Source organism: Streptomyces sp. PL-25 (assembly GCF_058344915.1).
This window is the reverse complement of record NZ_CP136997.1, coordinates 4,913,614-4,934,740: the sequence shown is the minus strand read 5'-3', so window position 1 is coordinate 4,934,740 and position 21,127 is coordinate 4,913,614. Positions and strand designations below refer to the sequence as shown.

The 21,127-nt window shown below is 73.3% G+C and carries 18 protein-coding genes; 5 read left to right on the top strand and 13 right to left on the bottom strand.

All coding sequences use genetic code 11. The features are described 5' to 3' along the window. Positions 1-120: 120 nt before the first annotated feature. On the bottom strand, positions 121-1,233 hold the full coding sequence (locus R4Z62_RS22375) for an SDR family oxidoreductase (RefSeq protein WP_355476904.1): 1,113 nt from the start codon (positions 1,231-1,233) through the stop codon (positions 121-123). Positions 1,234-1,425: 192 nt separating this feature from the next. On the opposite strand from R4Z62_RS22375, the gene R4Z62_RS22370 reads away from it, so the two are divergent. Together R4Z62_RS22370 and R4Z62_RS22365 are read left to right on the top strand one after the other, a co-directional pair. Further along, positions 1,426-2,889, top strand: coding sequence for a zinc-dependent metalloprotease (locus R4Z62_RS22370; RefSeq protein WP_064535181.1), 1,464 nt, complete (start codon positions 1,426-1,428; stop codon positions 2,887-2,889). Then, positions 2,886-3,401, top strand: coding sequence for an NUDIX hydrolase (locus R4Z62_RS22365; RefSeq protein WP_064535179.1), 516 nt, complete (start codon positions 2,886-2,888; stop codon positions 3,399-3,401). The genes R4Z62_RS22370 and R4Z62_RS22365 overlap by 4 nt, the downstream gene beginning before the upstream one ends. An 82-nt stretch (positions 3,402-3,483) precedes the next feature. Here the strand turns inward: R4Z62_RS22365 and R4Z62_RS22360 are convergent, their stop codons facing one another. The 4 genes from R4Z62_RS22360 to R4Z62_RS22345 form a co-directional block, all read right to left on the bottom strand. Continuing rightward, positions 3,484-4,239 carry an AIM24 family protein gene (locus tag R4Z62_RS22360; RefSeq protein WP_355476910.1) on the bottom strand — a complete coding sequence of 252 codons (756 nt, stop codon included), beginning with the start codon at positions 4,237-4,239 and terminating at the stop codon, positions 3,484-3,486. A 16-nt stretch (positions 4,240-4,255) separates the two neighbouring features. Next, the gene (locus R4Z62_RS22355) at positions 4,256-4,936 is read right to left on the bottom strand and encodes an AIM24 family protein (RefSeq protein ID WP_018571309.1); all 681 of its coding nucleotides are present in this window, start codon (positions 4,934-4,936) and stop codon (positions 4,256-4,258) included. An 11-nt stretch (positions 4,937-4,947) separates the two neighbouring features. Further along, a complete protein-coding gene (locus R4Z62_RS22350) occupies positions 4,948-6,681 on the bottom strand; it encodes a TerD family protein (RefSeq protein ID WP_491520714.1) in 1,734 nt (577 codons plus the stop codon). Positions 6,682-6,853: 172 nt separating this feature from the next. Next, positions 6,854-7,450 carry a M48 metallopeptidase family protein gene (locus tag R4Z62_RS22345; RefSeq protein ID WP_355476914.1) on the bottom strand — a complete coding sequence of 199 codons (597 nt, stop codon included), beginning with the start codon at positions 7,448-7,450 and terminating at the stop codon, positions 6,854-6,856. 257 nt (positions 7,451-7,707) lie between these two features. Between R4Z62_RS22345 and R4Z62_RS22340 the strand changes: the two genes are divergently transcribed. Together R4Z62_RS22340 and R4Z62_RS22335 are read left to right on the top strand one after the other, a co-directional pair. Continuing rightward, positions 7,708-8,922 (top strand): TOMM precursor leader peptide-binding protein, encoded by a 1,215-nt coding sequence (locus R4Z62_RS22340; RefSeq protein ID WP_491520713.1) that lies wholly within the window; start codon positions 7,708-7,710, stop codon positions 8,920-8,922. Next, positions 8,915-10,279 carry an ABC1 kinase family protein gene (locus tag R4Z62_RS22335; RefSeq protein WP_064535171.1) on the top strand — a complete coding sequence of 455 codons (1,365 nt, stop codon included), beginning with the start codon at positions 8,915-8,917 and terminating at the stop codon, positions 10,277-10,279. Before R4Z62_RS22340 ends, R4Z62_RS22335 begins: the two co-directional genes overlap by 8 nt. Positions 10,280-10,339: 60 nt before the next feature. Here R4Z62_RS22335 and R4Z62_RS22330 read toward each other — a convergent pair whose 3' ends face one another. The 5 genes from R4Z62_RS22330 to R4Z62_RS22310 all read right to left on the bottom strand — a co-directional run bounded on the left by R4Z62_RS22330 (position 10,340) and on the right by R4Z62_RS22310 (position 14,252). Further along, positions 10,340-10,549 (bottom strand): hypothetical protein, encoded by a 210-nt coding sequence (locus tag R4Z62_RS22330; protein ID WP_491520712.1) that lies wholly within the window; start codon positions 10,547-10,549, stop codon positions 10,340-10,342. Positions 10,550-10,685: 136 nt separating this feature from the next. Continuing rightward, entirely contained in the window at positions 10,686-11,012 is a 327-nt protein-coding gene (locus tag R4Z62_RS22325) for a putative WhiB-interacting protein (protein ID WP_018571304.1), read from the bottom strand. Then, positions 11,009-11,377: a WhiB family transcriptional regulator gene (locus tag R4Z62_RS22320; protein ID WP_026253134.1), complete on the bottom strand. Its 369-nt coding sequence runs from the start codon at positions 11,375-11,377 to the stop codon at positions 11,009-11,011. Before R4Z62_RS22320 ends, R4Z62_RS22325 begins: the two co-directional genes overlap by 4 nt. 176 nt (positions 11,378-11,553) lie before the next feature. After that, positions 11,554-11,874, bottom strand: a complete 321-nt coding sequence (locus R4Z62_RS22315) for a hypothetical protein (protein WP_018571302.1) — start codon at positions 11,872-11,874, stop codon at positions 11,554-11,556. A gap of 164 nt (positions 11,875-12,038) precedes the next feature. Then, entirely contained in the window at positions 12,039-14,252 is a 2,214-nt protein-coding gene (locus R4Z62_RS22310) for an ATP-dependent DNA helicase UvrD2 (RefSeq protein WP_491520711.1), read from the bottom strand. A gap of 221 nt (positions 14,253-14,473) precedes the next feature. Between R4Z62_RS22310 and R4Z62_RS22305 the strand changes: the two genes are divergently transcribed. After that, complete coding sequence (locus R4Z62_RS22305) at positions 14,474-14,716, top strand: mycoredoxin (protein ID WP_491520710.1); 243 nt, start codon at positions 14,474-14,476, stop codon at positions 14,714-14,716. 117 nt (positions 14,717-14,833) lie between these two features. On the opposite strand, the gene nudC is transcribed toward R4Z62_RS22305, so the two are convergent. From nudC to R4Z62_RS22290, 3 genes are all read right to left on the bottom strand, one after another. Then, the gene (nudC, locus tag R4Z62_RS22300) at positions 14,834-15,778 is read right to left on the bottom strand and encodes an NAD(+) diphosphatase (protein WP_064535163.1); all 945 of its coding nucleotides are present in this window, start codon (positions 15,776-15,778) and stop codon (positions 14,834-14,836) included. 154 nt (positions 15,779-15,932) lie between these two features. Further along, positions 15,933-17,336, bottom strand: coding sequence for a dipeptidase (locus R4Z62_RS22295; protein ID WP_491520709.1), 1,404 nt, complete (start codon positions 17,334-17,336; stop codon positions 15,933-15,935). A 104-nt stretch (positions 17,337-17,440) separates the two neighbouring features. Beyond that, complete coding sequence (locus R4Z62_RS22290) at positions 17,441-21,061, bottom strand: ATP-dependent helicase (RefSeq protein WP_491520708.1); 3,621 nt, start codon at positions 21,059-21,061, stop codon at positions 17,441-17,443. Positions 21,062-21,127: the final 66 nt, after the last annotated feature.

The window sequence follows — 21,127 nt, the reverse complement described above, 5'->3', positions numbered from 1 at the left end:
GTCCTCCATCGTGCCGCACGCGCGCGAGGACGCGGAATAGCGTGATCGCCCGGCACGCGCGCGTGGGGGTTGGAGCCTCCTACGACCGGCCGACGGCCCGCCCGGCCGGGCGCGGGTCGCTCAGATGCGGCGGCGGGCCTTGCGCGCCCGCCGCACCACCGCCGCGGCGCCCAGCAACGCGACCGTCGCGCCCGCGGCCCCGGCCGCCGTCGCGTCCTTGCGCCCGAGCCGCCGCCCGGCCACCGTGTGCCGCCCGGCGACCTCCTCCAGCAGCTCGGCGAGGACCTCCTCGTTGGTCCACTTGGGCCGCCATCCGGCGTCGTGCAGCCGGCTGCCGCTCACCACCCAGGGGTACATCGTGTACGCCAGGTCCCCGGCCGGGGACGGGGTGAGCCCGATCCGGTGCAGCCGGGCCGCCGCGCCCAGCGCGACCGCCGACGGCAGCTCCATGCGCCGGATCCCGCTCAGCTCCTCGACCTCCTCCTGCTCCAGCCAGCCGTCGCAGCCGACGGCCAGCTCGCCGTCGGCCTTCTCCAGCACGGCGTACTCCAGCGCGCCGCACAGGTCCTCGACATGGCAGAACTGCCAGGCCGGCCGGGACCCGGCCACCACCAGCAGCCGCGGCGACTCGAAGTACCTGGTCAGCGCGGTGTCGGTGCCGCCGACCAGGACGGCGGGGCGCATCACGGTCACATTGAGGCCGGGGTGCGCGCGGGGAGCGCGCCGGGCCAGCCGCTCGATCTCCAGCAGGTCACCGACACCGGTGGCCTCGGCGGTCGCCCGCAGCTCGGCGTCCTCGGACAGCGGCAGCTCGTTCTCCGGCAGCGCCCCGTAGACCATCGCGGAGGTGCACAGCACCACCCGGTGCACCCCGGCCGCCGCCGCGGCCGTCAGCACCGTCTGCGTGCCCCGGACGTTGTAGGCGCTGCGGGCGGCGGGGTCGCTCTCCAGATCGAGGTCGAGCGCCAGGTGCACCACGACGTCGGCGCCGCGCAGCCGCTCCGCGATGGCGGGGTCGCGCACGTCCAGGACGTGCCACTGCGCCTGCGCGCACTCCCCGCGCCGTTCGTCGATGGCGATGACCTGCCGGACCTCGGCGGAGGCGGCCAGCCGCTCGGTGAGCAGGGCGCCGACACCGCTCGCGGCTCCGGTGACCGCGACGACGGGCCCGCGCGCGGCGGGCGTGTTTTCATGGTTTCGCGCTGCGCGAACCTGTGGATCTGGGGAACTCACCGGGCGTCTCCAGCGGTTGTCTTCCATACGGGCGCGAATGACGCGTACGTACCAGGTGGCATCCATCCTGCCGCAGGCGTTCTGTCGGCGAAGCACCGAGGCCCGAACCGCTCGCGGTGTCTAGGCTGGGTGGTGTTGTCGGGCAGCCGCGCCGCCGGAGAGAACCGGTGGCCTTACCAGCCGAGGAACCCCGTGAGTGACACCCCATTCGGATTCGGCCTTCCGCCGGAGGAGCCGGACGACGGCGACGAGGGCAAGAAGAAGGACCAGGAGAGCGGTGGTGGGCAGGGACCGGCCAACCCGTTCGGTTTCGGGCTGCCCGGAGCCGGAGGCTTTGGCGGGCCCGGCGCCGACAATCCGCTCGCGGCGATGTTCGGGTCGCTGAACCCCACCGACCTGGGCGCCGCCTTCCAGCAGCTCGGCCAGATGCTCTCCTACGAGGGCGGCCCGGTGAACTGGGACATGGCCAAGCAGATCGCCCGCCAGACGGTCGCCCAGGGCACCTCGGACGGCACCAAGGACGCCAGCGTCGGCCCCGCCGAGCGCACCGCCGTCCAGGAGGCCGTCCGCCTGGCCGACCTGTGGCTGGACGACGCCACCTCCCTGCCCTCCGGCGCCGCCGCCACGGTTGCCTGGTCCCGCGCGGAGTGGGTCGAGGCGACCCTCCCGGCGTGGCAGGAGCTGGTCGACCCGGTCGCCGAGCGCGTCGGCAACGCCATGGGCGATGTGCTGCCCGAGGAGATGCAGGCCATGGCCGGCCCGCTGATCGGCATGATGCGCTCCATGGGCGGCGCCATGTTCGGTACGCAGATCGGGCAGGCGGTGGGCGTGCTGGCCGGCGAGGTCGTCGGCTCGACCGACATCGGTCTGCCGCTCGCCCCGGCCGGCAAGGCCGCGCTGCTCCCGGTGAACGTCGAGAAGTTCGGCAAGGACCTCGGCGTGCCCCAGGAGGAGGTGCGCCTGTACCTGGCGCTGCGCGAGGCCGCCCACCAGCGCCTGTTCGCGCACGTGCCGTGGCTGCGCTCGCACCTGTTCGGCGCGGTCGACGGGTACGCGCGCGGGATCAAGGTCGACACCGCCAAGCTGGAGGACGTGGTCGGCCAGTTCGACCCGCAGAACCCGGAGCAGTTGCAGGACGCCCTCCAGCAGGGCATGTTCCAGCCGGAGGACACGCCGGAGCAGAAGGCCGCCCTGGCGCGTCTGGAGACCGCTCTGGCGCTCGTGGAGGGCTGGGTGGACGCGGTGGTGCACGCCGCCGCCAAGCCCCGGCTGTCGTCCGCGGACGCGCTGCGCGAGACGCTGCGCCGCCGCCGCGCCTCGGGCGGCCCCGCCGAACAGACGTTCGCCACGCTGATCGGTCTCGAACTGCGTCCGCGCCGCCTGCGCGACGCCTCCCGCCTGTGGGCCTCGCTCACGGACGCGCGGGGGGTCGAGGGCCGGGACGCCCTGTGGGCCCACCCGGACATGCTCCCGACCGCCGCCGACCTGGACGACCCGGACGGCTTCGTGCACCGCGAGCAGCTGGACTTCTCCGAGCTGGACAAGATGCTCGGCGAGGCGGCGAGCGGCAAGCCCGACCTGCACAAGAAGGACCCGGGCGAGGGCGGGGCCCCCGAGGACGGCGCCGACGACGGCAAGGACAACGGCACCGAGTGAGCCTCTTCGACGACACGGTCCTCGTGCTGAAGGGCTACGAGGACCAGACGGAGCTGCGCCAGGTCTATCTGGACCATCTGGCCGCTCACCCGGACGGCCTGTGGAAGGCGTGCGGGGACGGGCACATCACGGCGAGCGCGCTGGTGGTCGACCCGGAGCACGGCCGGGTGCTGCTGACCCTGCACAAGAAGCTGCGCATGTGGCTCCAGATGGGCGGCCACTGCGAGCCGGAGGACGCCACCCTGGCACAGGCGGCTCTGCGGGAGGGGACCGAGGAGTCGGGCATCCCGGGGCTCTCCCTGCTGCCCGGCGGCCCGGTCCGGCTGGACCGGCACCTCACTCCCTGCGCCTGGCACCTCGACGTCCAGTACGCCGCGATCGCCCCGCCCGGGGCCGTCGAGGCGATCAGCGACGAATCGCTGGATCTGCGCTGGTTCGCCTACGAGGAGGTGGGCGGCGTCGCGGACGACTCGGTCGTCCGGCTGCTGGAGGCCACGCGCGACCGGCTCTGAGGCAGAGACGGAGGTAAGGGGCGACCGCTTGGGCGGTCGCCCCTTACCTCTGCTCCTTTCCGTCCGAGGCTCGGGCCGCGGCTCAGCTCCAGGCGTTGCCCTGGTTCTGTCCCCGGGCGCCCTGCTGCCCCATGCCGAACTGCGCGGCGAGGCCCTGCCCGATCGCCGCGTTCTGCGGCGGCAGCAGCTCACTGGGCTGGACGAGCGCGTAGCCGCTGCCCATGAAGCTCAGCTCCCAGCCCTCGCCGGTGTTGCCGCGGCGCCGCCACACCCCCGAGGAGTGCGTCTGGGCCTGCATCTGCACGCGCAGCCCGGTGGACCAGGCGACGATCGCGTCGGCGTCGCAGTTGACGTACTTGTCGGGCGTCACCTGCATCATCAGCGGCGCCCCGGAGGTCATCAGGGCCACCTTGCCGTGTCCGGTGATGTTCAGCTGGTACTTCCCGGAGCCGGAGATGCCGTACATGCTGTCGACGGCGATCACCTCGTGGTGCAGCGAGGAGTCCATCGCCAGGACATAGCTGCTGTCGACGGTGAGGCCGTCCTGCTCGATGTCCATGATGTGCACGTACTGGCCGAGGTTGGCGAGGTAGACGGTGCCCTGCCCGTGGCAGCGCATCAGGTCGAGGCCCTCGCCCGTGTAGGCACGCGCGTGCCCCTGGTTGCCGCTCTGGTACTCGGCGTCGAACTCGACCATGCCCTGGTAGGCGACCATCGTGCCCTTGCGGGCGAGGATGTCGTCGTGGCCCTCCATGACGACGCGCAGCATCTGCTTGTTCTGGAGGCCCCAGCGGTCCTGGGTCTGGACGTCGTTGAAGGCGAAAAGCGGGCTCTGCATTGTCCTTCTCTCCCCCTCAGCCCCGGACCCGGAGGCGGTCGGTGCTGTCCTCGCTGGGCTGCACGACGACGATGCCCTGCCCGGAGAACGCCATCTGGTACGCCTCGCCGCTGCCCCGTCCGATCAGGGACTGCGCCTTGAAGCTGCGCTTGCCCTTCACCTTGAGGTTCGGCGACCAGGCGACCAGGGCGTCCGGGTCGACGTAGGTCTCGTTCTCCCCGCCGCCGCAGTCGACGACGATCGGCTTGCCCCGGGAGGTCAGCGCGACCCAGCCCTGCCCGGAGATCTTGGTGTTCCACAGGCCCTGTCCGGCGAACTTCGCCAGCCCCTTGACCCGCTCGACGCCCCACTGGAGGTGCGCGTCGAAGGCGAGCAGGTTGGTGGCGTTGACGGAGATCGCGTCACCGCCCAGGTTGATGACGACGACGTCGGCGCCGTAGTCGGCGAGGTAGAGCAGACCGTCGCCGGTGCACTTCATCAGGGGCGCGCCCTCGCCGGTGATCCAGTCACGGGCGATCTGGCGCACGGCCGGCGGGTTGGGCTCGTACTGCACGAAGCCCTCGTAGGCGACCATCGAGCCCACGCGCGCGAAGAGGTCGTTGCCGGTCTGCATGGCGACCTTCAGCATGTGGCTGCCGTGGTTCTCCATGCGGGCGGTGACGGGTGCGGGGGCGTAGCCCGCGAGCGGCTGGTTCATGACGGGCTCCCTCAGACCTCGTAGGGCTGGACGACGACGAAGTTGCCGGGCGCGGCCCGGAACTGGAGGTTGACGCCCTCCCCGGTGTGGCCCGGGTAGGCGTTGCGGCGCATGCGCACCTGGCTGGAGACGATCACCTGCGCGGCGGCGGACCAGGCGACGACGGCATTGGAGTCGACGAACGTCGTGGGGGTGACCGGCAGGACGACCGGCGTACCGTGCGTCTTGACGACCACCGTGCCGGTGCCCTGGAACTGCATGGTGAACAGGGCGCCGCCGGGGATGCCGTGCCCTTCGATGCGGCGGACCTCGTACTGGAGGCTCTCGTCGAAGGCGAGGACGTTCTCCGCGGAGACGCAGATCGCGTCGCCCTGGAGTTCGACCGGGTGCAGATGGGCGGAGTTCTCGGCGAGGAACACCTGTCCTTGGCCGGTGCAGCGCATGAGCTGCATCTCCTGGCCGGTGGCGTTGCCGACGACACGGCCCGCGAAGCCCGCGCCCTTGTAGCTGAAGTCGACCTTGCCCTGGTAGAGGACCATGCTGCCCTGCCGGGCCAGGACGGGCTGGCCGCCCGTGCCGAGGTCGGCGCGGATCAGCTTGCCGTTCTGGAGGGTCCAGCGCTGGCCGGTGGGCGTCTCCTTGAACTGCTGGAGCGCGGCGGCCACCCCGGCGCCCTGCGGAGCCTGCGCGGCGGCCTGCGGCGCGCCGTAGGGCGCGGGCTGGCCGGGCGCCTGCCCGAACGGCGGCTGCTGTCCGTAGGGCGGCTGCTGCCCGTAGCCGGGCGGCATCGGGGGCTGGCCGTAGCCGGGCGGCGCGACCGGCGCATGGGCGGCCGGGGGCTGGCCGGGGTGCCCGTAGGGCGCGGGGGCCGGGGCCGGCGGCGGGACAGTGCCTCCGGGCGGGGCCATGGGCGCGATGATGGTCGGCGCGGCGTGCACCGAGGGAGTGGGCGCCGGAGCCGGGGGACCGGGGGGCGGCGGGGGCGAGCCCGGGGGCGGCGCGAAGCCCTGGGCGGCGGGCTGCGGCACGGGGGCCGGAGCGGGCACCGGTGCGGCGGGTGCGGGTGCCGCTGGTGCGGGTGCGGGTATCGCGGGTGCCGGTGCCGCGCCGGGGGCTCCGAAGGCGGGCGGGGCGGCGGACCGGGCGGGCGGGGCGAAGCCCGGGACCGCGCCCGGCTGCGCCTGCTGCGGAGCCGGTGCCGGAGCGGGTGCCTCCTCCTCCAGCACCTCGCCGCCGAAGTTCTTCAGCAGCGCTTCCAGGCCGCCGTCGAATCCCTGTCCGACCGCGGCGAACCGCCAGACGTCCTTGAGGTAGATGTCGCCCAGCATCACGGCCCGCTCGGTGGAGAACTCGGCACCGGTGAAGGAGTACCGGGCCACCTCCTCGCCGCCCGCGACGATGCGCAGGTAGCCGGGGCCCACCTGCGACATCTGCCCGGCGCCGTCGAGGGTCGCCGTGAAGGACAGCTTCTGGATCCCCGGCGGGATCCGGTCGAGCGTGACCCTGAAGGACTCCGTGTCGCCGGCCTGCGCGCCCAGCAGCTGGATGGCCTCCTCCGGGGACTTCGGCTGGTTGAAGAAGACGAAGTACCGGTCGTCCGAGAGCCTCTCCTCGGCGTCGAGGCCGAAGCAGCTGATGTCGAAGGTCAGTCCGGGGCCGGAGATCTGTACGCCCACGTACAGATCCGTGCCCGCGGTCAGGTCACTGATCCTGGCCTTGTGGCCGCGTTGGAATTCCCTGGGCATACGTAACGACCGTCCCCCATCCCGAGTGCGAGTGCGTCGCGCCAGGCTAACGGCAAACTCCGACACCCGACCAAGCCGGTACAGACCCGGTACACAATCCCCGCCCGGCCGTGGCGCACGGTGCCGCGCCGCCCGAGGGGGTCACGTGCCGCGCGCCCGGCGGGGCGGCCGGTCAGTCGTCGCGGTCGCCCGGCGGGTGCGGCAGGCGGCCCGCCGCGACGACCCCCTCCAGGTAGCCGCGGGCCCGCTCGGTGCGCGGGTAGGCGTCCAGGAGCCGCCAGAAGTCGGGGCCGTGGCCCGGCACCAGCAGATGAGCCAGCTCGTGCAGCAGCACGTAGTCGACGACGTACTCGGGCATCCCCTGGAGGCGGTGCGAGAGCCGGATGCTGCCCTCCGCCGGGGTGCACGAGCCCCAGCGGGTGTTCTGGTTGGTGACCCAGCGGACCGAGACCGGCCGGGCCCGGCCGTCGTAGTACTGGGCCGAGAGCCGCTCGGCGCGCTCGGCCAGCTCGGTGTCGCCGAGCGAGCGGCGGCTCTCCTGGGCGGCCAGCTTGTCGAGCATGACGTTCACCCAGCGCCGCTCCTCCGCCTCGGACATCCGGGCGGGGATGAGCACGACGGTGCGGTCGCCCTCGCGGTACGCGGAGACGGTCCGGCGGCGGCGGGCGCTCCTGCGGACCTCGATCGGACTCGCCGCCGAGCCGCTCGGCGGCGGGCTCGTCTTGCTGCGCTGCGGCGCTCCGGCACGGTGCAGTGGGTCGGCGGACACGCCCCGACGTTACCGGGTGCGCACGGCGGAAGTCCCGGGTCCGGGACGGTTCCGCGCCGATCCCCCACCGACGGTCCGATTCATGTGACGAATACCCCCTGCCTGTGGACAACTTTCCGCACCGCCCGGCCGGACCGGGCATGCTGGCATGCGTCGACGGAGCACCGACCGGCTCCACCGACTCAGCTGCTTTCTCGTCGTAGCTGCTTTCTCGTCGTACTCGTTCGCTCTTGTCCATCCGGCTACGGGGGCCGCTCATGCATCCGATGGTGAAACCCGCGCTGCGGCGCGGCTGGCGTGATCTCAACACCGTGCAGTTCGGGATGACACCCGCGCACGCGCTGACCCTGGGGCCGGTCGACACGGCGACGGGCAGCTTCCTCGAACTGCTCAACGGCAGCCGGGGGCTGCCGCTGCTGCGGGAGGAGGCCCACCGCATGGACCTGCCCGAGGGGCACGTCGACCTCCTCGTGCGGCGGCTGTCCCGCGCGGGCCTGCTGGACGACGCCCGGGGCGGCGGCGCGGCGGCCGCGGAGCTGCGGGCGAAGAAGGAGGTCATGGACCGGCTGGCTCCCGATCTCGCCGCGCTGTCCGTGGTGAACCGCGAGCCGGACGGGGCGATCGAGCGGCTGGCCGCCCGGCGCGGTATGCGGGTGCGGGTACGCGGCGCCGGCCGGGTGGGCGCCGTGCTGGCCGCGCTGCTGTCCGGCGCGGGGGTCGGCGAGGTCGAGGTGCTGGACGGAGGATGCGTGGAGCCGTGGGACGTGGCCCCGGGCGGGCTGCCCGCCGAGGCCGTCGGTGAGCGCCGGGACGCCGCCGCCCGACGTGCCGTGCGCCGCGCCGCCCCCGCCCGCCCGGAGCGCCGCACCGCCGGGACGCCGTCCGGGGCGGACGAGACCGGGCACGCGCTGGTCGTCATCGCCCCGCGCGACGACATCGCCGTGCACGCGCCGGACCCGGCCGTGGCGGCTCCGCTGATCGCGTCGGGCACTCCTCATCTGTACGCCGGGGTCGTGGAGGCCACGGGAGTCGTCGGCCCGCTGGTCCTGCCCGGACAGACCGGCTGCGCCGAGTGCCTGCACCACGGGCGCACCGACCGGGACGAGACCTGGCCGCGCCTGGTGGCGCAGTGGCGGTCCGGGCGGCAGCGCCGGGTGCGCCCCTGCGACCTGGCCCTCGCCACCACCGTGGCCGGGCTGGCGGCGGCCCATGCGCTCGCCTTCCTGGACGGGGAGACACCCTCCAGCACCGGTGCCCGCTGGGAGGTGTCCGCACCCGCGCTGAACTGGCACGGGCGCCCGGTGTGGCCGCATCCGGACTGTCCGTGCGGGGCGGCGCGCAAATCCGTGGTGGAAGACACCTCAAAGGAGGGCGGCGCACGCGCGACAATGGCTGGGCAACGGCCGTCGTCCGTACCTCGCCGTCAGGCGGAAGCGACGCGGCCTGCTGGGACTTGGAGGGCGCATGTCTGATCTTCCCCGGAAGGCGGTCACCCGGACCGCCAAGCTCGCCGCGCTCCCGCTCGGTTTCGCCGGGAGGGCGACCTGGGGACTCGGCAAACGGATCGTCGGCGAGTCCGCCGAGATCGTCGGCCGGGAGCTCCAGCAGCGCACCGCCGATCAGCTGTTCAAGGTGCTCGGGGAGCTGAAGGGCGGGGCCATGAAGTTCGGGCAGGCCCTGTCCGTCTTCGAGTCCGCCCTGCCCGAGGAGGTCGCGGGTCCCTACCGGGCGGCGCTGACCAAGCTCCAGGAAGCCGCCCCGCCGATGCCGACGCGCACCGTGCACGCGGTGCTGGAGGAGCGGCTCGGCGCGGACTGGCGTGCGCTGTTCGAGGAGTTCGAGGACAAGCCGGCCGCTGCGGCGTCCATCGGGCAGGTGCACCGGGCGGTGTGGCACGACGGCCGCGAGGTGGCGGTCAAGGTGCAGTATCCGGGCGCGGGCGAGGCCCTCCTGTCCGACCTGGGCCAGCTGAGCAGGTTCGCCCGGCTGCTGGGACCGCTGATCCCCGGCATGGACATCAAGCCCCTGATCACCGAACTGCGCGACCGCGTCTCCGAGGAACTGGACTACGGCCTGGAGGCCCAGGCCCAGCAGGCGCACGCGGAGGAGTTCGCGCAGGATCCCGACGTCCTGGTCCCGGCGGTGATCCACCAGTGCGAGCAGGTCCTGGTCACCGAGTGGATCGACGGTGTCCCGCTGGCCGAGGTGATCGCGGACGGCACCCAGGAGCAGCGCGACCGCGCCGGACAGCTGCTCGCCCGTTTCCTGTTCTCCGGCCCGGCCCGCACCGGCCTGCTGCACGCCGACCCGCATCCGGGCAACTTCCGCCTGCTCCCCGGCGGCCCGGACGGCGAGGACGACTGGCGGCTCGGCGTGCTGGACTTCGGCACCGTCGACCGGCTGCCCGGCGGCCTGCCGGAGCCGATCGGCGCCTCCCTGCGGATGACCCTGGACGGCGAGGCCGAAGCCGTCTACGACATGCTGCGCGCGGAGGGCTTCGTCAAGGAGACGGTCGATCTGGATCCGGACGCCGTGCTCGACTACCTCCTGCCGATCATCGAGCCGGCCCAGGCGGAGGAGTTCACCTTCACCCGCGGCTGGATGCGCAGCCAGGCGGCCCGTATCGCCGACATCCGCTCGCCCGCCTACCAGTTGGGCAAGCGGCTCAACCTGCCCCCGTCCTACCTGCTGATCCACCGGGTCACGCTCAGCACGATCGGGGTGCTGTGCCAGCTGGGCGCCACCGTGCGGCTGCGGGACGAGCTGGAGGAGTGGCTGCCTGGCTTCGTCACCGCGGTGGAGGACGAGGAGGCCGCCGCCGAGGTGTGACCGGCCAGGGCCCGGCAGACCCGGGTCAGGCCCGCGCGGAAGGGCGGCCGGTGCCCGCGGTCACCACCAGGCGGAGTCGAGCCGTCCCTCGATCGATCTGAGGTGTGCGCGGGAGCAGGTGTCGCAGAAGTAGCGGCGGACACCGTCCTCGACGGAGCAGGTCCAGGTGGGAGGCGCTCCGTCCGCCGGGGCGCCGCAGTGCGCACAGCTCACGGACGGGCGCGGTGCGCCGTCGCCGCCGTGGTCAAGGTCTCCGGGAGGACGCGTCACCCGGCGACGATACCTCCGGCCCGACAGGGCGCGGGGACAACGCACCGCGGGGGCCGGTCCGTGCGGACGGACCGGCCCCCGCGAGCATCGAGCTCACCTCCCGGCCGGGAGGTCACCGCCGAGCGGTGTGGGCGGCTCAGTGCATGACCGCCATGGCGAGCGCGCGGCGGGCACGCCGTGAGGCGCGCTCGGCGCGGCGCTGCATCCGGCGGGCGGCCACCACGCGCAGAGCGTGGCGCTCGCGGTCCGCCTCGTGCAGCCGCTCCTGCATATGCGCACGAGCCATGGCTTCTGGGATGAGTTGCATCTCGCGGGTCCTGTTCTGACGCGAGTCGTTCGCGCCGGTGGTGGTGACGTCTTCGGTGGCGGAGCCTGCGGGCTCGCTGGGGACGGACGGCTTCATCGGGGCCTGCTTCTGGGGGTCGTGCGTGAGGGGGCGATCGATCGTTCCTGGGATGTTCATGCCGCAACCGGGTTCTTGCGCGGACGGCCACGGGGCCGCTTCCGGGCGACGACGACACCCTGGACGAACAGCTCTCCGCCCCAGACACCCCAGGGCTCGCGCCGCTCCTTGGCGCCCGCGAGGCAGGCTTCCATCAACGGGCAGGTGCGGCACAGGGACTTGGCGTACTCCACGTCCGCCGGCGACTCGGCGAAGAAGACCTCCGGGTCGTAGGAGCGGCAGGGGACGGGCACGCCGAGGTTCTCGATGGCGTCGTCGAGCGCGGTGAGCGCGGTGAGGGGGATCAAGGCGGGGTCCTCCGTGAGACCGGGCTTGGGGATCGTGTCGGAAGGCGGTACGGACGGGGCGTGCGCTTCGAGTTGCACGGCTGGTGTTTCCTCGTCTGGTCGGTCCGGCCGGGTCGGCCGGGTGTCGGCTGGGTACCGGGTTCTTTTCTTGTCCCGAGGCCCCTTCGGTCCGTCGTCCCCGTTCGGGGAAAACAGAAGGGCCGCGGATCCCGGGTGGGGTTCCGCGGCCCTGAAGGCGCCGGCCTGATCGACGATCAGGCTGGATCACTCCAGGGTTCTGGCCCACGGAAGGCCCACATCTGGTGGTGGTGCGTCGTCTGCTTCCGGATACCGGCACCGGCCGCCGTAAAGGCATAGGCGCGGGCCTGTGCCACTACTGCTTCCAGTGCCTCGGTCGGTCGCTCATTGCCCTCGCGGACAGGGAGGCCCGCGAGAGACAGGGAGGACGCCGGACGCGCGGCGCGAACGCCGGACACACCGGTGCCCTGGTCCGAGACGCCGAGCATGCACAGGGAAGCGACCGAGCGATCGGTCATTTTGGCGGTGCTGAAGAAGCTGCTCTTGATGCTGATCACTGGGCTCGCCTCCTCTCGGCGTCTGGGGGACTGGGGTGAACCAGTCCGTACGGATATGCAAGTACAACACGGAATCAGGGCCTCAGGAAGGCCGCTGTCCCCGTGACCAAGAACCTATGGGGATTGCCGGGGCATGCGCAAACTATTTTTTCGACGAGTTCGCATCAGTTGTCGATCTCTTCGTCCGGAGGCTCCTGGCCTGCGCAGATGGCGAGAACATCGGCCCCGTGGCGCCGCAGCTTGCGCGTGCCGACGCCGGGGATGCGTGCCAGCTCGCGCGCGTCCTCGGGCGCGGTCTCGGCGATCGCCATCAGCGTCCGGTCGGTGAAGACGCAGAAGGCGGGCTGCCCGCTGAGCCGAGCCTGCTCCTCCCGCCACTCGCGCAGCCGCTCGTACAGGCCCTCGTCCATGTCGGAGGGGCAGTCGTCGCAGCGCATCAGCTTCATCTCGCCGGCGTCGGTGAGGGTGCGGCCGCAGACCCGGCACCGGGCCGGGACGCGCTGGGTGCGCCGGAGGACGGCGCCCGCCGTACGGGCCGCACCCGCGGCGGGGGCGGTCCCCCGCTCGATCCCCCCGACGGCGCCCGCGGCGCCCTGCCCGGTCGCGCCGGCCGTGCCCGGACGCAGTCCGTCCAGGAAGCGGCTCGGGCGGCGGCTGGGGCGCCCGCCGGGTGTGCGGGTCAGCGACCAGGAGACGAACAGCCGCTCGCGGGCGCGGGTGACGCCCACGTAGAGCAGCCGGCGCTCCTCCTCGATCTGCTCGTCGGTTCTGGCGTAGGTGATCGGCATCATGCCCTCGGCGACGCCGACCAGGAAGACGGCGTCCCACTCCAGGCCCTTGGCCGAGTGCAGGGAGGCCAGGGTGACGCCCTCGACGGTGGGGGCGTGCTGGGCGTTGGCGCGCTCGTCCAGCTCGGCCACCAGGTCGCTCAGGGTGGCGCCGGGGCGGGCCGCGGCGAAGTCCCGCGCGAGGTTCACCAGCGCGGCCAGCGACTCCCAGCTCTCCCTGACGGCGCCCGAGCCGGCCGGGGGCTGCGGGGTCCAGCCCTCCCCGGACAGCACGGCCCGCACCTGCGAGGGCAGGTCGACGGTGTCGTCGAGGAGGGCGTCGTTGCCGCCGAAGCGGGCGGCGGCCCGCAGGGCGATACCGGCCTTGCGCACCTCGGGGCGGTCGAAGAAGCGCTCGGCACCGCGCAGCTGGTAGGGCACCCCGGCGTCCGCGAGGGCCTGCTCGTATGTCTCCGACTGAGCGTTCGTACGGAAGAGGATCGCGATCCCGCTCGCCGGGACGCCGGAGGCGATGAGGTCGCGGATGCGGCGGGCCGCGCCCTCGGCCTCGGCGGGCTCGTCCGCGTACGCCGTGTACTCCGGCTCGGGGCCCGCGGGACGCTGTGAGACCAGTTCCAGCCGGTGGTCGGCGGCGCGGCCCCGGGCCAGCGCCAGCAGTCCGTTGGCGAGGTGGACCACCTGGGGGGTGGAGCGGTAGTCGCGGACCAGTTTGACGACGGTGGCGCCGGGGTGACGGACACGGAAGTCGAGCAGATGGTCGGGGGTTGCTCCCGTGAACGAATAAATCGTCTGGCTGGCGTCGCCGACGACGCACAGGCTGTCCCGCTCCCCCAGCCACAGCTCCAGCAGGCGCTGCTGGAGCGGGCTGACGTCCTGGTACTCGTCCACCACGAAGTGCTGGTACTGGGCGCGGATCTGTTCGGCGACGTCACGCCGGTCCTGGAGGATGGCGACGGTGAGCAGCAGGACGTCCTCGAAGTCGATGACCGAGCGGTCGCGCTTGAGGTCCTCGTAGACCGAGTACAGCTGGGCGAGCTCGGCGGCGTCGCGCGGGGTGTCGCGGCCGGCCTTCGCGGCTGCGAGGGCGTAGTCGGCCGGGACGGTCTGGGTGACCTTGGCCCATTCGATCTCCGCGGCGGCGTCGCGCAGCTCGCCCCGGTCCAGCCGGACGCGGCAGGCGGCGGCCGCGTCCGCGACGAGCTGGATCTTGCGGTCGACGAGGCGGGGCATGCTGCCGCCGATCGCTTTCGGCCAGAAGTACTGCAACTGCCGCAGCGCGGCGGAGTGGAAGGTGCGCGCCTGGACGCCCTGGGCGCCGAGCTGGCGGAGCCGGCCGCGCATCTCACCCGCGGCGCGGTTGGTGAAGGTGACGGCGAGCACGGTCGAGGGCTGGAGGATGCCCGCGCGCACCCCGTAGGCGATCCGGTGGGTGATCGCCCGGGTCTTTCCGGTGCCGGCGCCCGCCAGTACGCACACCGGACCGTGCAGCGCGGTGGCCACCTCGCGCTGCTCGGGGTCGAGCCCTTCGAGCACCGCGTCGGCAGAGTCCGGTACCTGCGGGAAGAGGGTGGAGTGCGTTGCTGCTGTCACACCGCCATGCTGCCAGGTCGCGGGAGACGGGTGAGCCGGTTGTCCACAGGCAACCCCTTGCAGTCGTACTGATGCGACCGGTGTCACCCTGCTGCGACCGGTGTCACGCCGAGGCGCCGCGCGCTCCGTCCCGATACCCCCGGTGGGAATGCCCGGTGTGCGGCGCGCGTTCCCCCACTGCGACGATGACGTCCCCGACCCGCCGAAGGAGCACGAGAGACATGCCGGGCACTGTGACGATGTACAGCACCACGTGGTGCGGCTACTGCCGCCGTCTGAAGGGCCAGATGGACCGCGAAGGCATCGCGTACACCGAGATCAACATCGAGCAGGACCCGGAGTCCGCGGCCTTCGTCGAGAAGGCGAACGGCGGCAACCAGACGGTGCCGACCGTGCTCTTCGAGGACGGCTCGACGCTGACGAATCCGTCGCTGGCGCAGGTCAAGCAGAAGATCGGCGTCTGAGCCCGGTCGGTGTTCCCTGCGCCTGCCGGGCGCGGAGCCGGAGCGCACGAGCGCGCCGGAAGGCGGTCCCCGAGTTCGTCGGGGGCCGCCTTCTCGTATTTCGCGCGGTGCCCGCGGTCAGACGACGCTCCTGGTCGGCAGGGGCTTGCCGTACCAGAGTTCGATGAGGCGGGCCGCGATGGAGATGCCGTAGGGCGGCAGGACCTCGCCGGACTCGAAGGCCGTGCGCAGCTCCTCGCGGGAGAACCAGCGGGCCTCGTGGATCTCCTCGCCGTCGACATCGATCTCGGTCGAGGTGGCGTGGGCCATGAAGCCCAGCATGAGGCTGGAGGGGAAGGGCCACGGCTGGCTGGCGACGTACTCGACCTGGCCGACGGCGACGCCGACCTCCTCGTGGACCTCGCGGCGCACCGACTGCTCGATGGACTCGCCTGGCTCGACGAACCCGGCGAGCGTCGAGAAGCGGCCCTCGGGCCAGTGCACCTGGCGGCCGAGGAGGATGCGGTCCTCGTCGTCGGTGACCGCCATGATCACCGCCGGGTCGGTGCGCGGGTAGTGCTCGGCGCCGCAGGCCGGGCAGCGGCGGATGTGGCCGGCCGCGGCGATCACGGTGCGCTCCCCGCAGCGGGAGCAGAAGCGGTGCAGCCGCTGCCAGTTCTCCAGGGCCACCGCGTGCACCAGCAGGCCGGCGTCCCGGGGCGACAGCAGCAGGCCCGCCTCGCGCAGGCCCGCAGGGCGCGCGGACTGGTCCATGCGACCGGGCAGCGAGTCCTTCTGGAGGGCGAAGTAGCTGACGCCGTCCTCGTCGGTGCCGAGGAAGTAGCGGTGCGCCTCGGTGAGGGGGGCCTCGAAGGACGGGGTCATCACCAGCTCGGTGCGGCCGTCGGGCGTCTCGTCGATCAGCGCCTGACCGCCGGAGACCACGAAGCAGCGGGTCGTGGGGTGGCTCCACGCCGCGGCGAGCCATGCCTCGTCGAGCCGGTGGTGGGCGGCCCGGTCGATGCCGCTGGGCGCGGTGAGCGAGATGGGTCGGTCTGCGGTGTGGTCGGTCCAGGTGGTCACGGGTGCTTCCAACTCCCCCGGTGCAACGGTTGATTCGGCGGCGGTTCAGCGGGACGGACGGCAGGAGGGGACCGGTCCGGCGGGGCCCTCGGAGCGCGGGGCGGCGCTTCCAGTGTGCCCCGCGCGCGGCGAGGTGCCGGACGGCGGCGGCAGGTCAGGGCACATCGCGCCAGTGCTCGGCGAGGTCGCCCCACAGATACGCGCTGGTCTCGACGCCCTTGAACAGGAGGTCGAGCTCGACCTTCTCGTCGGGGGCGTGCCAGCCGTCGGACGGGACGGAGATGCCCAGGAAGAGGACGGGTGCGCCGAGCACCTCCTGGAGGTCGGCAGCCGGTCCCGAGCCGCCCTCGCGGGTGAAGCGGACCGGGGTGCCGAAGGCCCGCTCCATGGCGCGGACGACGGACCTCAGGGCCGGGTGGTCCAGCGGGGTCAGACAGGGACGCGTGGCCGCGCCGAACACCGTCTCGTGCCGGATCCCCTCGGGCACCTGTTCGCCGATCCAGGCGCGGACGGCCTTCTCGACGTGGTCGGGGTCCTGCCCGGCGACCAGGCGGAACGACAGCTTCACCATCGCGTCGGACGGGATGACCGTCTTGCTGCCGGGGCCCTGGTAGCCGCCGCCGATGCCGTTGACCTCGGCGGTGGGGCGGGCCCAGATGCGCTCCAGCGTGGTGTGCCCGGCCTCGCCGTGGGTGGCGTACGACTTGGCGGTGCGCAGCCACCGCTCCTCGTCGAAGGGCAGCTCGGCGAAGAGTTCGCGTTCGCGGTCGGTCAGCTCGACCACGCCGTCGTAGAAGCCGGGGACGGCCACGCGCGCGTGCTCGTCGTGCAGGGCGGCCACGAGACGGGCGGCGGCGGTCGCCGGGTTCGGCACGGCGCCGCCGAAGGAACCGGAGTGGATGTCCTGGTCCGGGCCGTAGAGCCGGATCTCGCACTCGGCGAGCCCACGCATGCCGGTGCACACCGTGGGCGTGTCCTCGGACCACATGCCGGTGTCGGAGACGATCACGGTGTCGGCGGCGAGCCGGTCGGCCCGCTCCTCGACCAGTGCCCGGAAGTGCGGGGAGCCGGACTCCTCCTCGCCCTCGATCAGCAGCTTGAGGTGGACGGCCGGGGCGGTGGCGCCGGTGGCCGCGAGGTGGGCGCGCACCCCGAGTGTGTGGAAGAACACCTGGCCCTTGTCGTCGGCCGCCCCGCGCGCGTAGAGCCGGTTGTCCCGGACGACCGGCTCGAAGGGCTCGCTGTGCCAGCCGTCCTCGCGGGCGGCGGGCTGTACGTCGTGGTGTCCGTAGACCAGGACCGTGGGAGCGCCGGGGTCGGCGGCGGGCCACTCGGCGAAGACGGCCGGGGCACCCGGTGTCGGCCAGACCTCGGCGGTGGGGAAGCCGGTGTCCCGGAGCTTGGCGGCGAGCCAGTCGGCGCTGCGCCGTACATCGGGCGCGTGGTCGGGCTGGGCCGACACGGAGGGGATGCGCAGCCACTCGGCGAGGTCGTCGAGGAAGGCGGTGCGGTGCTGCTCGATGTACGTACGGACGACGCTGTCCGGGGTCTGGCTCATGCTCCCGAGCCTATCGGCACGCGGTGACATCCCGTTCGGGCGGTTCGTCACACTGCGCCGGGGCCCCGGTGCCGGTGCGCCTGCCCGTCCTCGCAGCCGTCCGCCTACCCGTTCGCGGGCTCGTCCAGCAGGAGCCGTTCCAGCGCGGCCCGGTCCGGCAGGTTCCGCGGTCTGACCACCTCGCCGCTGCGGACGTACACGAACGCGGCGCCGACCCGCTCCAGCGGCAGGCCGTGCCGCTCGGCCCAGGCCAGCCGGTACACGGCGAGCTGGAGCGGGTCCGCGGTGTGCGAGTGGTGCGTCTTCCAGTCCACGATCTCGTACGCCGTCGCCTCGCCGTCGCCCTCCTTGTAGACGGCGTCGATCCGGCCGCGGACGACCCGGCCGGCTATCTCCAGCTGGAAGGGTGCCTCGACACGATGAGGGGTGCGGTGGGCGTACTCGGTGCGCTCGAAGGCCTCCTTGAGGGCTTCCAGATCGTGTTCGTCGGCGATCTCGGCGTCGTCCGCGCCGGGCAGTTCCTCGGGCTCCAGCAGGGGCAGCGTGAGCGCTTCGAAGCGGGTCTCGATCCACGCGTGGAAGCGGGTGCCCCGGCGTGCGGCGGGTTGCGGGGGGCGCGGCATGGGGCGCGCGAGTTCCGCCGCGAAGGCGTCCGGGTCGGCCGCCAGGCGCAGCAGCTGTGTGGCGGTCAGGGTCGTCGGCAGGAGGACGTCGGTGACGCTCTGCCGGGAACGCCGCAGCTCTCCGGCGAGCGCGTCGAGGTCGCGGTCCCAGGAGGCGAGGGTGCGGGCCTCCTCCGGGGTGAGGCGCCGGGGCTGCGGGTGGCTCCCCTGGCCCGGGAGGGCTTCGGGGGCCGGTGCGGCGGCCGGCCGCGGGGGCGACGGCGGTGCGGCGATGTGCCCGTCCACCGGTGTGACCTGGTGCGGGACGGTGGGGCGGGCCGTGCTCCAGGAGTCCCGGTCACCGGTGTCACCGGTGTCACCGGTGTCGCCGGGATCGCTGGGGTCCCCGGGCAGCCCGTGGCCGCCGGGGGCGTCCGCCGTGGGCACGTCCTCCTCGTAGGACGGTTCGTCGTAGGGCGGTTCGTCGTCGTAGGGCGGTTCGTCGTCGTCCGGGGGTGGGGGCCAGTCCGGGTCGTCGTGGGAGTCCGGATCGTGTACGGCGGCGGGCGTGAGGGCCGGCCCGCCGTGGGCACCGTCCGTGCGGGGGCCGTCCGCGGCGGCGAGGCCGGCGAGACCCTCCAAGTGGGCCAGTACGGTCGCCGCGGCGGCCCGGCGGCGGGCCAGGGCCGTCTCGTCCAGCGGCAGGGGCCATGCCTGGTCGGCACCACCCTGGTGCAGCGCGGGGTTCTCCTCGTCCTCCCCCGGCTTCTCCGCCCAGACCTCGATCTCGCCATGCCCGGCCGCGCAGTGGTCGTACAGCGCCTCCAGGAAAGCGGAGGGACCGCGGGGCTTCTTCTGGCTCGGGCCCCACCAGTGGCCGGAGCCGAGCAGCAGGGAGCGGGGCCGCGTGAAGGTGACGTAGCCGAGGCGCAGCTCCTCGGTGTGCTGGTGGTCCTTCATGGCCTCGTGGAAGGACTTCATGGACCGCGCGTCCCAGTCGTCCACGTCGGGCAGGGTGGCGGCGTCGCCGCGCAGGGCGTGCGGCAGCACCTTGCCCTGGCTGGTCCACTTCTCCCGGCCCTGGCTGCTGGGGAAGGCGCCGGTGACCAGGCCGGGGACCGCCACGACGTCCCACTCCAGGCCCTTGGACCGGTGGGCGGTGAGCACTTTGACGGTGTTCTCGCCGCCGGGCAGCGTGTTGTCGAGGCCCTTCTCGTACTGGGCGGCGGTGCGCAGGAAGCCGAGGAAGGCCAGCAGGGTGGCCTCGCTCTCCTGCGCGGCGAAGGAGGCGGCGACGTCCAGGAAGTTCGAGAGGGTCTCGCGGCGGCGGGCGGCCAACGCGTGCGGGGACGCCGACAGCTCCACCTCCAGGCCGGTGACGGCCAGCACCCGGTGCAGGACGTCCATCAGCGGGTCGGACAGGGAGCGGCGCAGGTCGCGCAGTTCGGCGGCGAGCCGGGCGAAGCGCACGCGCGCGTCCGGCGAGAACGGCAGCCCGTCGTCCCGGCCGTCCGGGGAGCCCTCCAGGAACGTGTCGAGGGCGTCGGCCAGGGAGACCACCTCGGCCGGGTCGACGCCTTCGACCGCCTCGGCGAGCCTGCGGTCCGGGTCGTCGTCGGCGTCCCCGCGCGCGTGGGCGACGAGCAGCCTCGCCCGGCGGCCGAGGAGGGCGAGGTCGCGCGGGCCGATCCGCCAGCGCGGGCCGGTCAGCAGCCGCACCAGGGAGGCGTTGGCCCCCGGGTCCTGGAGCACTTCGCACACGGCGACGAGGTCGGCGATCTCGGGCAGATGAAGCAGCCCGGACAGGCCGACCACCTCGACCGGGACGTCGCGGGCGACCAGGGCGCCCTGGATCTCGGCGAAGTCGGTGGCCGTACGGCACAGCACGGCGATCTCGCCGGGGGCCTTACCGGTGCGCACCAGATGGGCGATCGAGTCGGCGAGCCAGGCGATCTCCTCGGCGTGGGTGGCCAGCAGGGCGCAGCGGACCAGACCGTCGCGTTCGGCGCCGGGGGCCGGGCGGAGGGCTTCCACGCCCGCGTGCATGGCGCGCAGGGGCGCGGCGAGGCCGTTGGCGAGGTCGAGGAGGCGTCCGCCGCTGCGCCGGTTCTCGCTGAGGGCCTGCCGGGCGGCGGGCCGGCCGTCGGCGCGGGTGAAGTGCTCGGGGAAGTCGTCGAGGTTGGCGACGGAGGCTCCGCGCCAGCCGTAGATCGCCTGGCAGGGGTCGCCGACGGCGGTCACGGGGTGGCCGGTGCCCTCGCCGAACAGGCCGGCCAGCAGGATGCGCTGGGCGACCGAGGTGTCCTGGTACTCGTCCAGGAGGACCACCCGGAACTCCTCGCGCAGGGCCCGGCCGACCTCCGGGAGGCCGGCGAGCCGCGCGGCCAGGGCGATCTGGTCGCCGAAGTCGAGCAGGTCGCGCTCGCGTTTGGCGGCCCGGTAGCGCCCCACCAGCTCGGCCAGGTCGCGGCGGGCCGCGGCGGTCTCGGGGACCTTGCGCAGGTCGGCGTTGGTGAGCCTGGTGTCCTGGAGGGTGTGCAGCAGCTCCGCGTCCCAGGCGCGCAGGTCCTCGGGGCGTACGAGGTGTTCGGCCAGCTCGCCGTCGAGGGCGAGGAGGTCTCCCACCAGGTCGGGGAAGGAGCGGGTCAGGGCCGGATAGGGGCCGGACGCCTCGCGCAGCACCCGGGCGGCGAGCTGGAAGCGGCCGGCGTCGGCGAGCAGGCGTGTGGTGGGCTCCAGGCCGATGCGCAGGCCGTGGTCGGTCAGGAGGCGGCCGGCGAAGGCATGGTAGGTGGAGATCACCGGTTCGCCCGGCGGGTGGTCCGGGTCGATGGTGTCGGGGTCGGTGACACCGGCCCGGACGAGTGCCTTGCGGACGCGCTCGGCCAGCTCGCCGGCGGCCTTGTTGGTGAAGGTGAGGCCGAGCACCTGTTCGGGGGCGACCTGGCCGGTGCCCACCAGCCAGACCACGCGGGCGGCCATGACGGTGGTCTTGCCCGATCCGGCTCCGGCCACGATCACCTGCGGGGCGGGCGGCGCGATGACGCAGGCCGTCTGCTCCGGGGTGAAGGGGATCCCGAGGAGTTCCTTGAGCTGCTCGGGATCGGTGATTCGGGCGGGCACGTCGAAGAGGCTAGCGGCGGCCACTGACAATCGTGGCCGCGGCCGCCTTCACGGGCAGGAGAACCG

Excerpts from the sequence above, each read along its gene's own strand:
- R4Z62_RS22360 (WP_355476910.1), bottom strand. The coding sequence starts at position 4,239 with ATGCAGAGCCCGCTTTTCGCCTTCAACGACGTCCAGACCCAGGACCGC.
- R4Z62_RS22355 (WP_018571309.1), bottom strand. The coding sequence starts at position 4,936 with ATGAACCAGCCGCTCGCGGGCTACGCCCCCGCACCCGTCACCGCCCGC.
- R4Z62_RS22350 (WP_491520714.1), bottom strand. The coding sequence starts at position 6,681 with ATGCCCAGGGAATTCCAACGCGGCCACAAGGCCAGGATCAGTGACCTG.
- R4Z62_RS22340 (WP_491520713.1), top strand. The coding sequence starts at position 7,708 with ATGCATCCGATGGTGAAACCCGCGCTGCGGCGCGGCTGGCGTGATCTC.
- R4Z62_RS22335 (WP_064535171.1), top strand. The coding sequence starts at position 8,915 with ATGTCTGATCTTCCCCGGAAGGCGGTCACCCGGACCGCCAAGCTCGCC.
- R4Z62_RS22325 (WP_018571304.1), bottom strand. The coding sequence starts at position 11,012 with ATGAACATCCCAGGAACGATCGATCGCCCCCTCACGCACGACCCCCAG.
- R4Z62_RS22305 (WP_491520710.1), top strand. The coding sequence starts at position 14,474 with ATGCCGGGCACTGTGACGATGTACAGCACCACGTGGTGCGGCTACTGC.
- R4Z62_RS22295 (WP_491520709.1), bottom strand. The coding sequence starts at position 17,336 with ATGAGCCAGACCCCGGACAGCGTCGTCCGTACGTACATCGAGCAGCAC.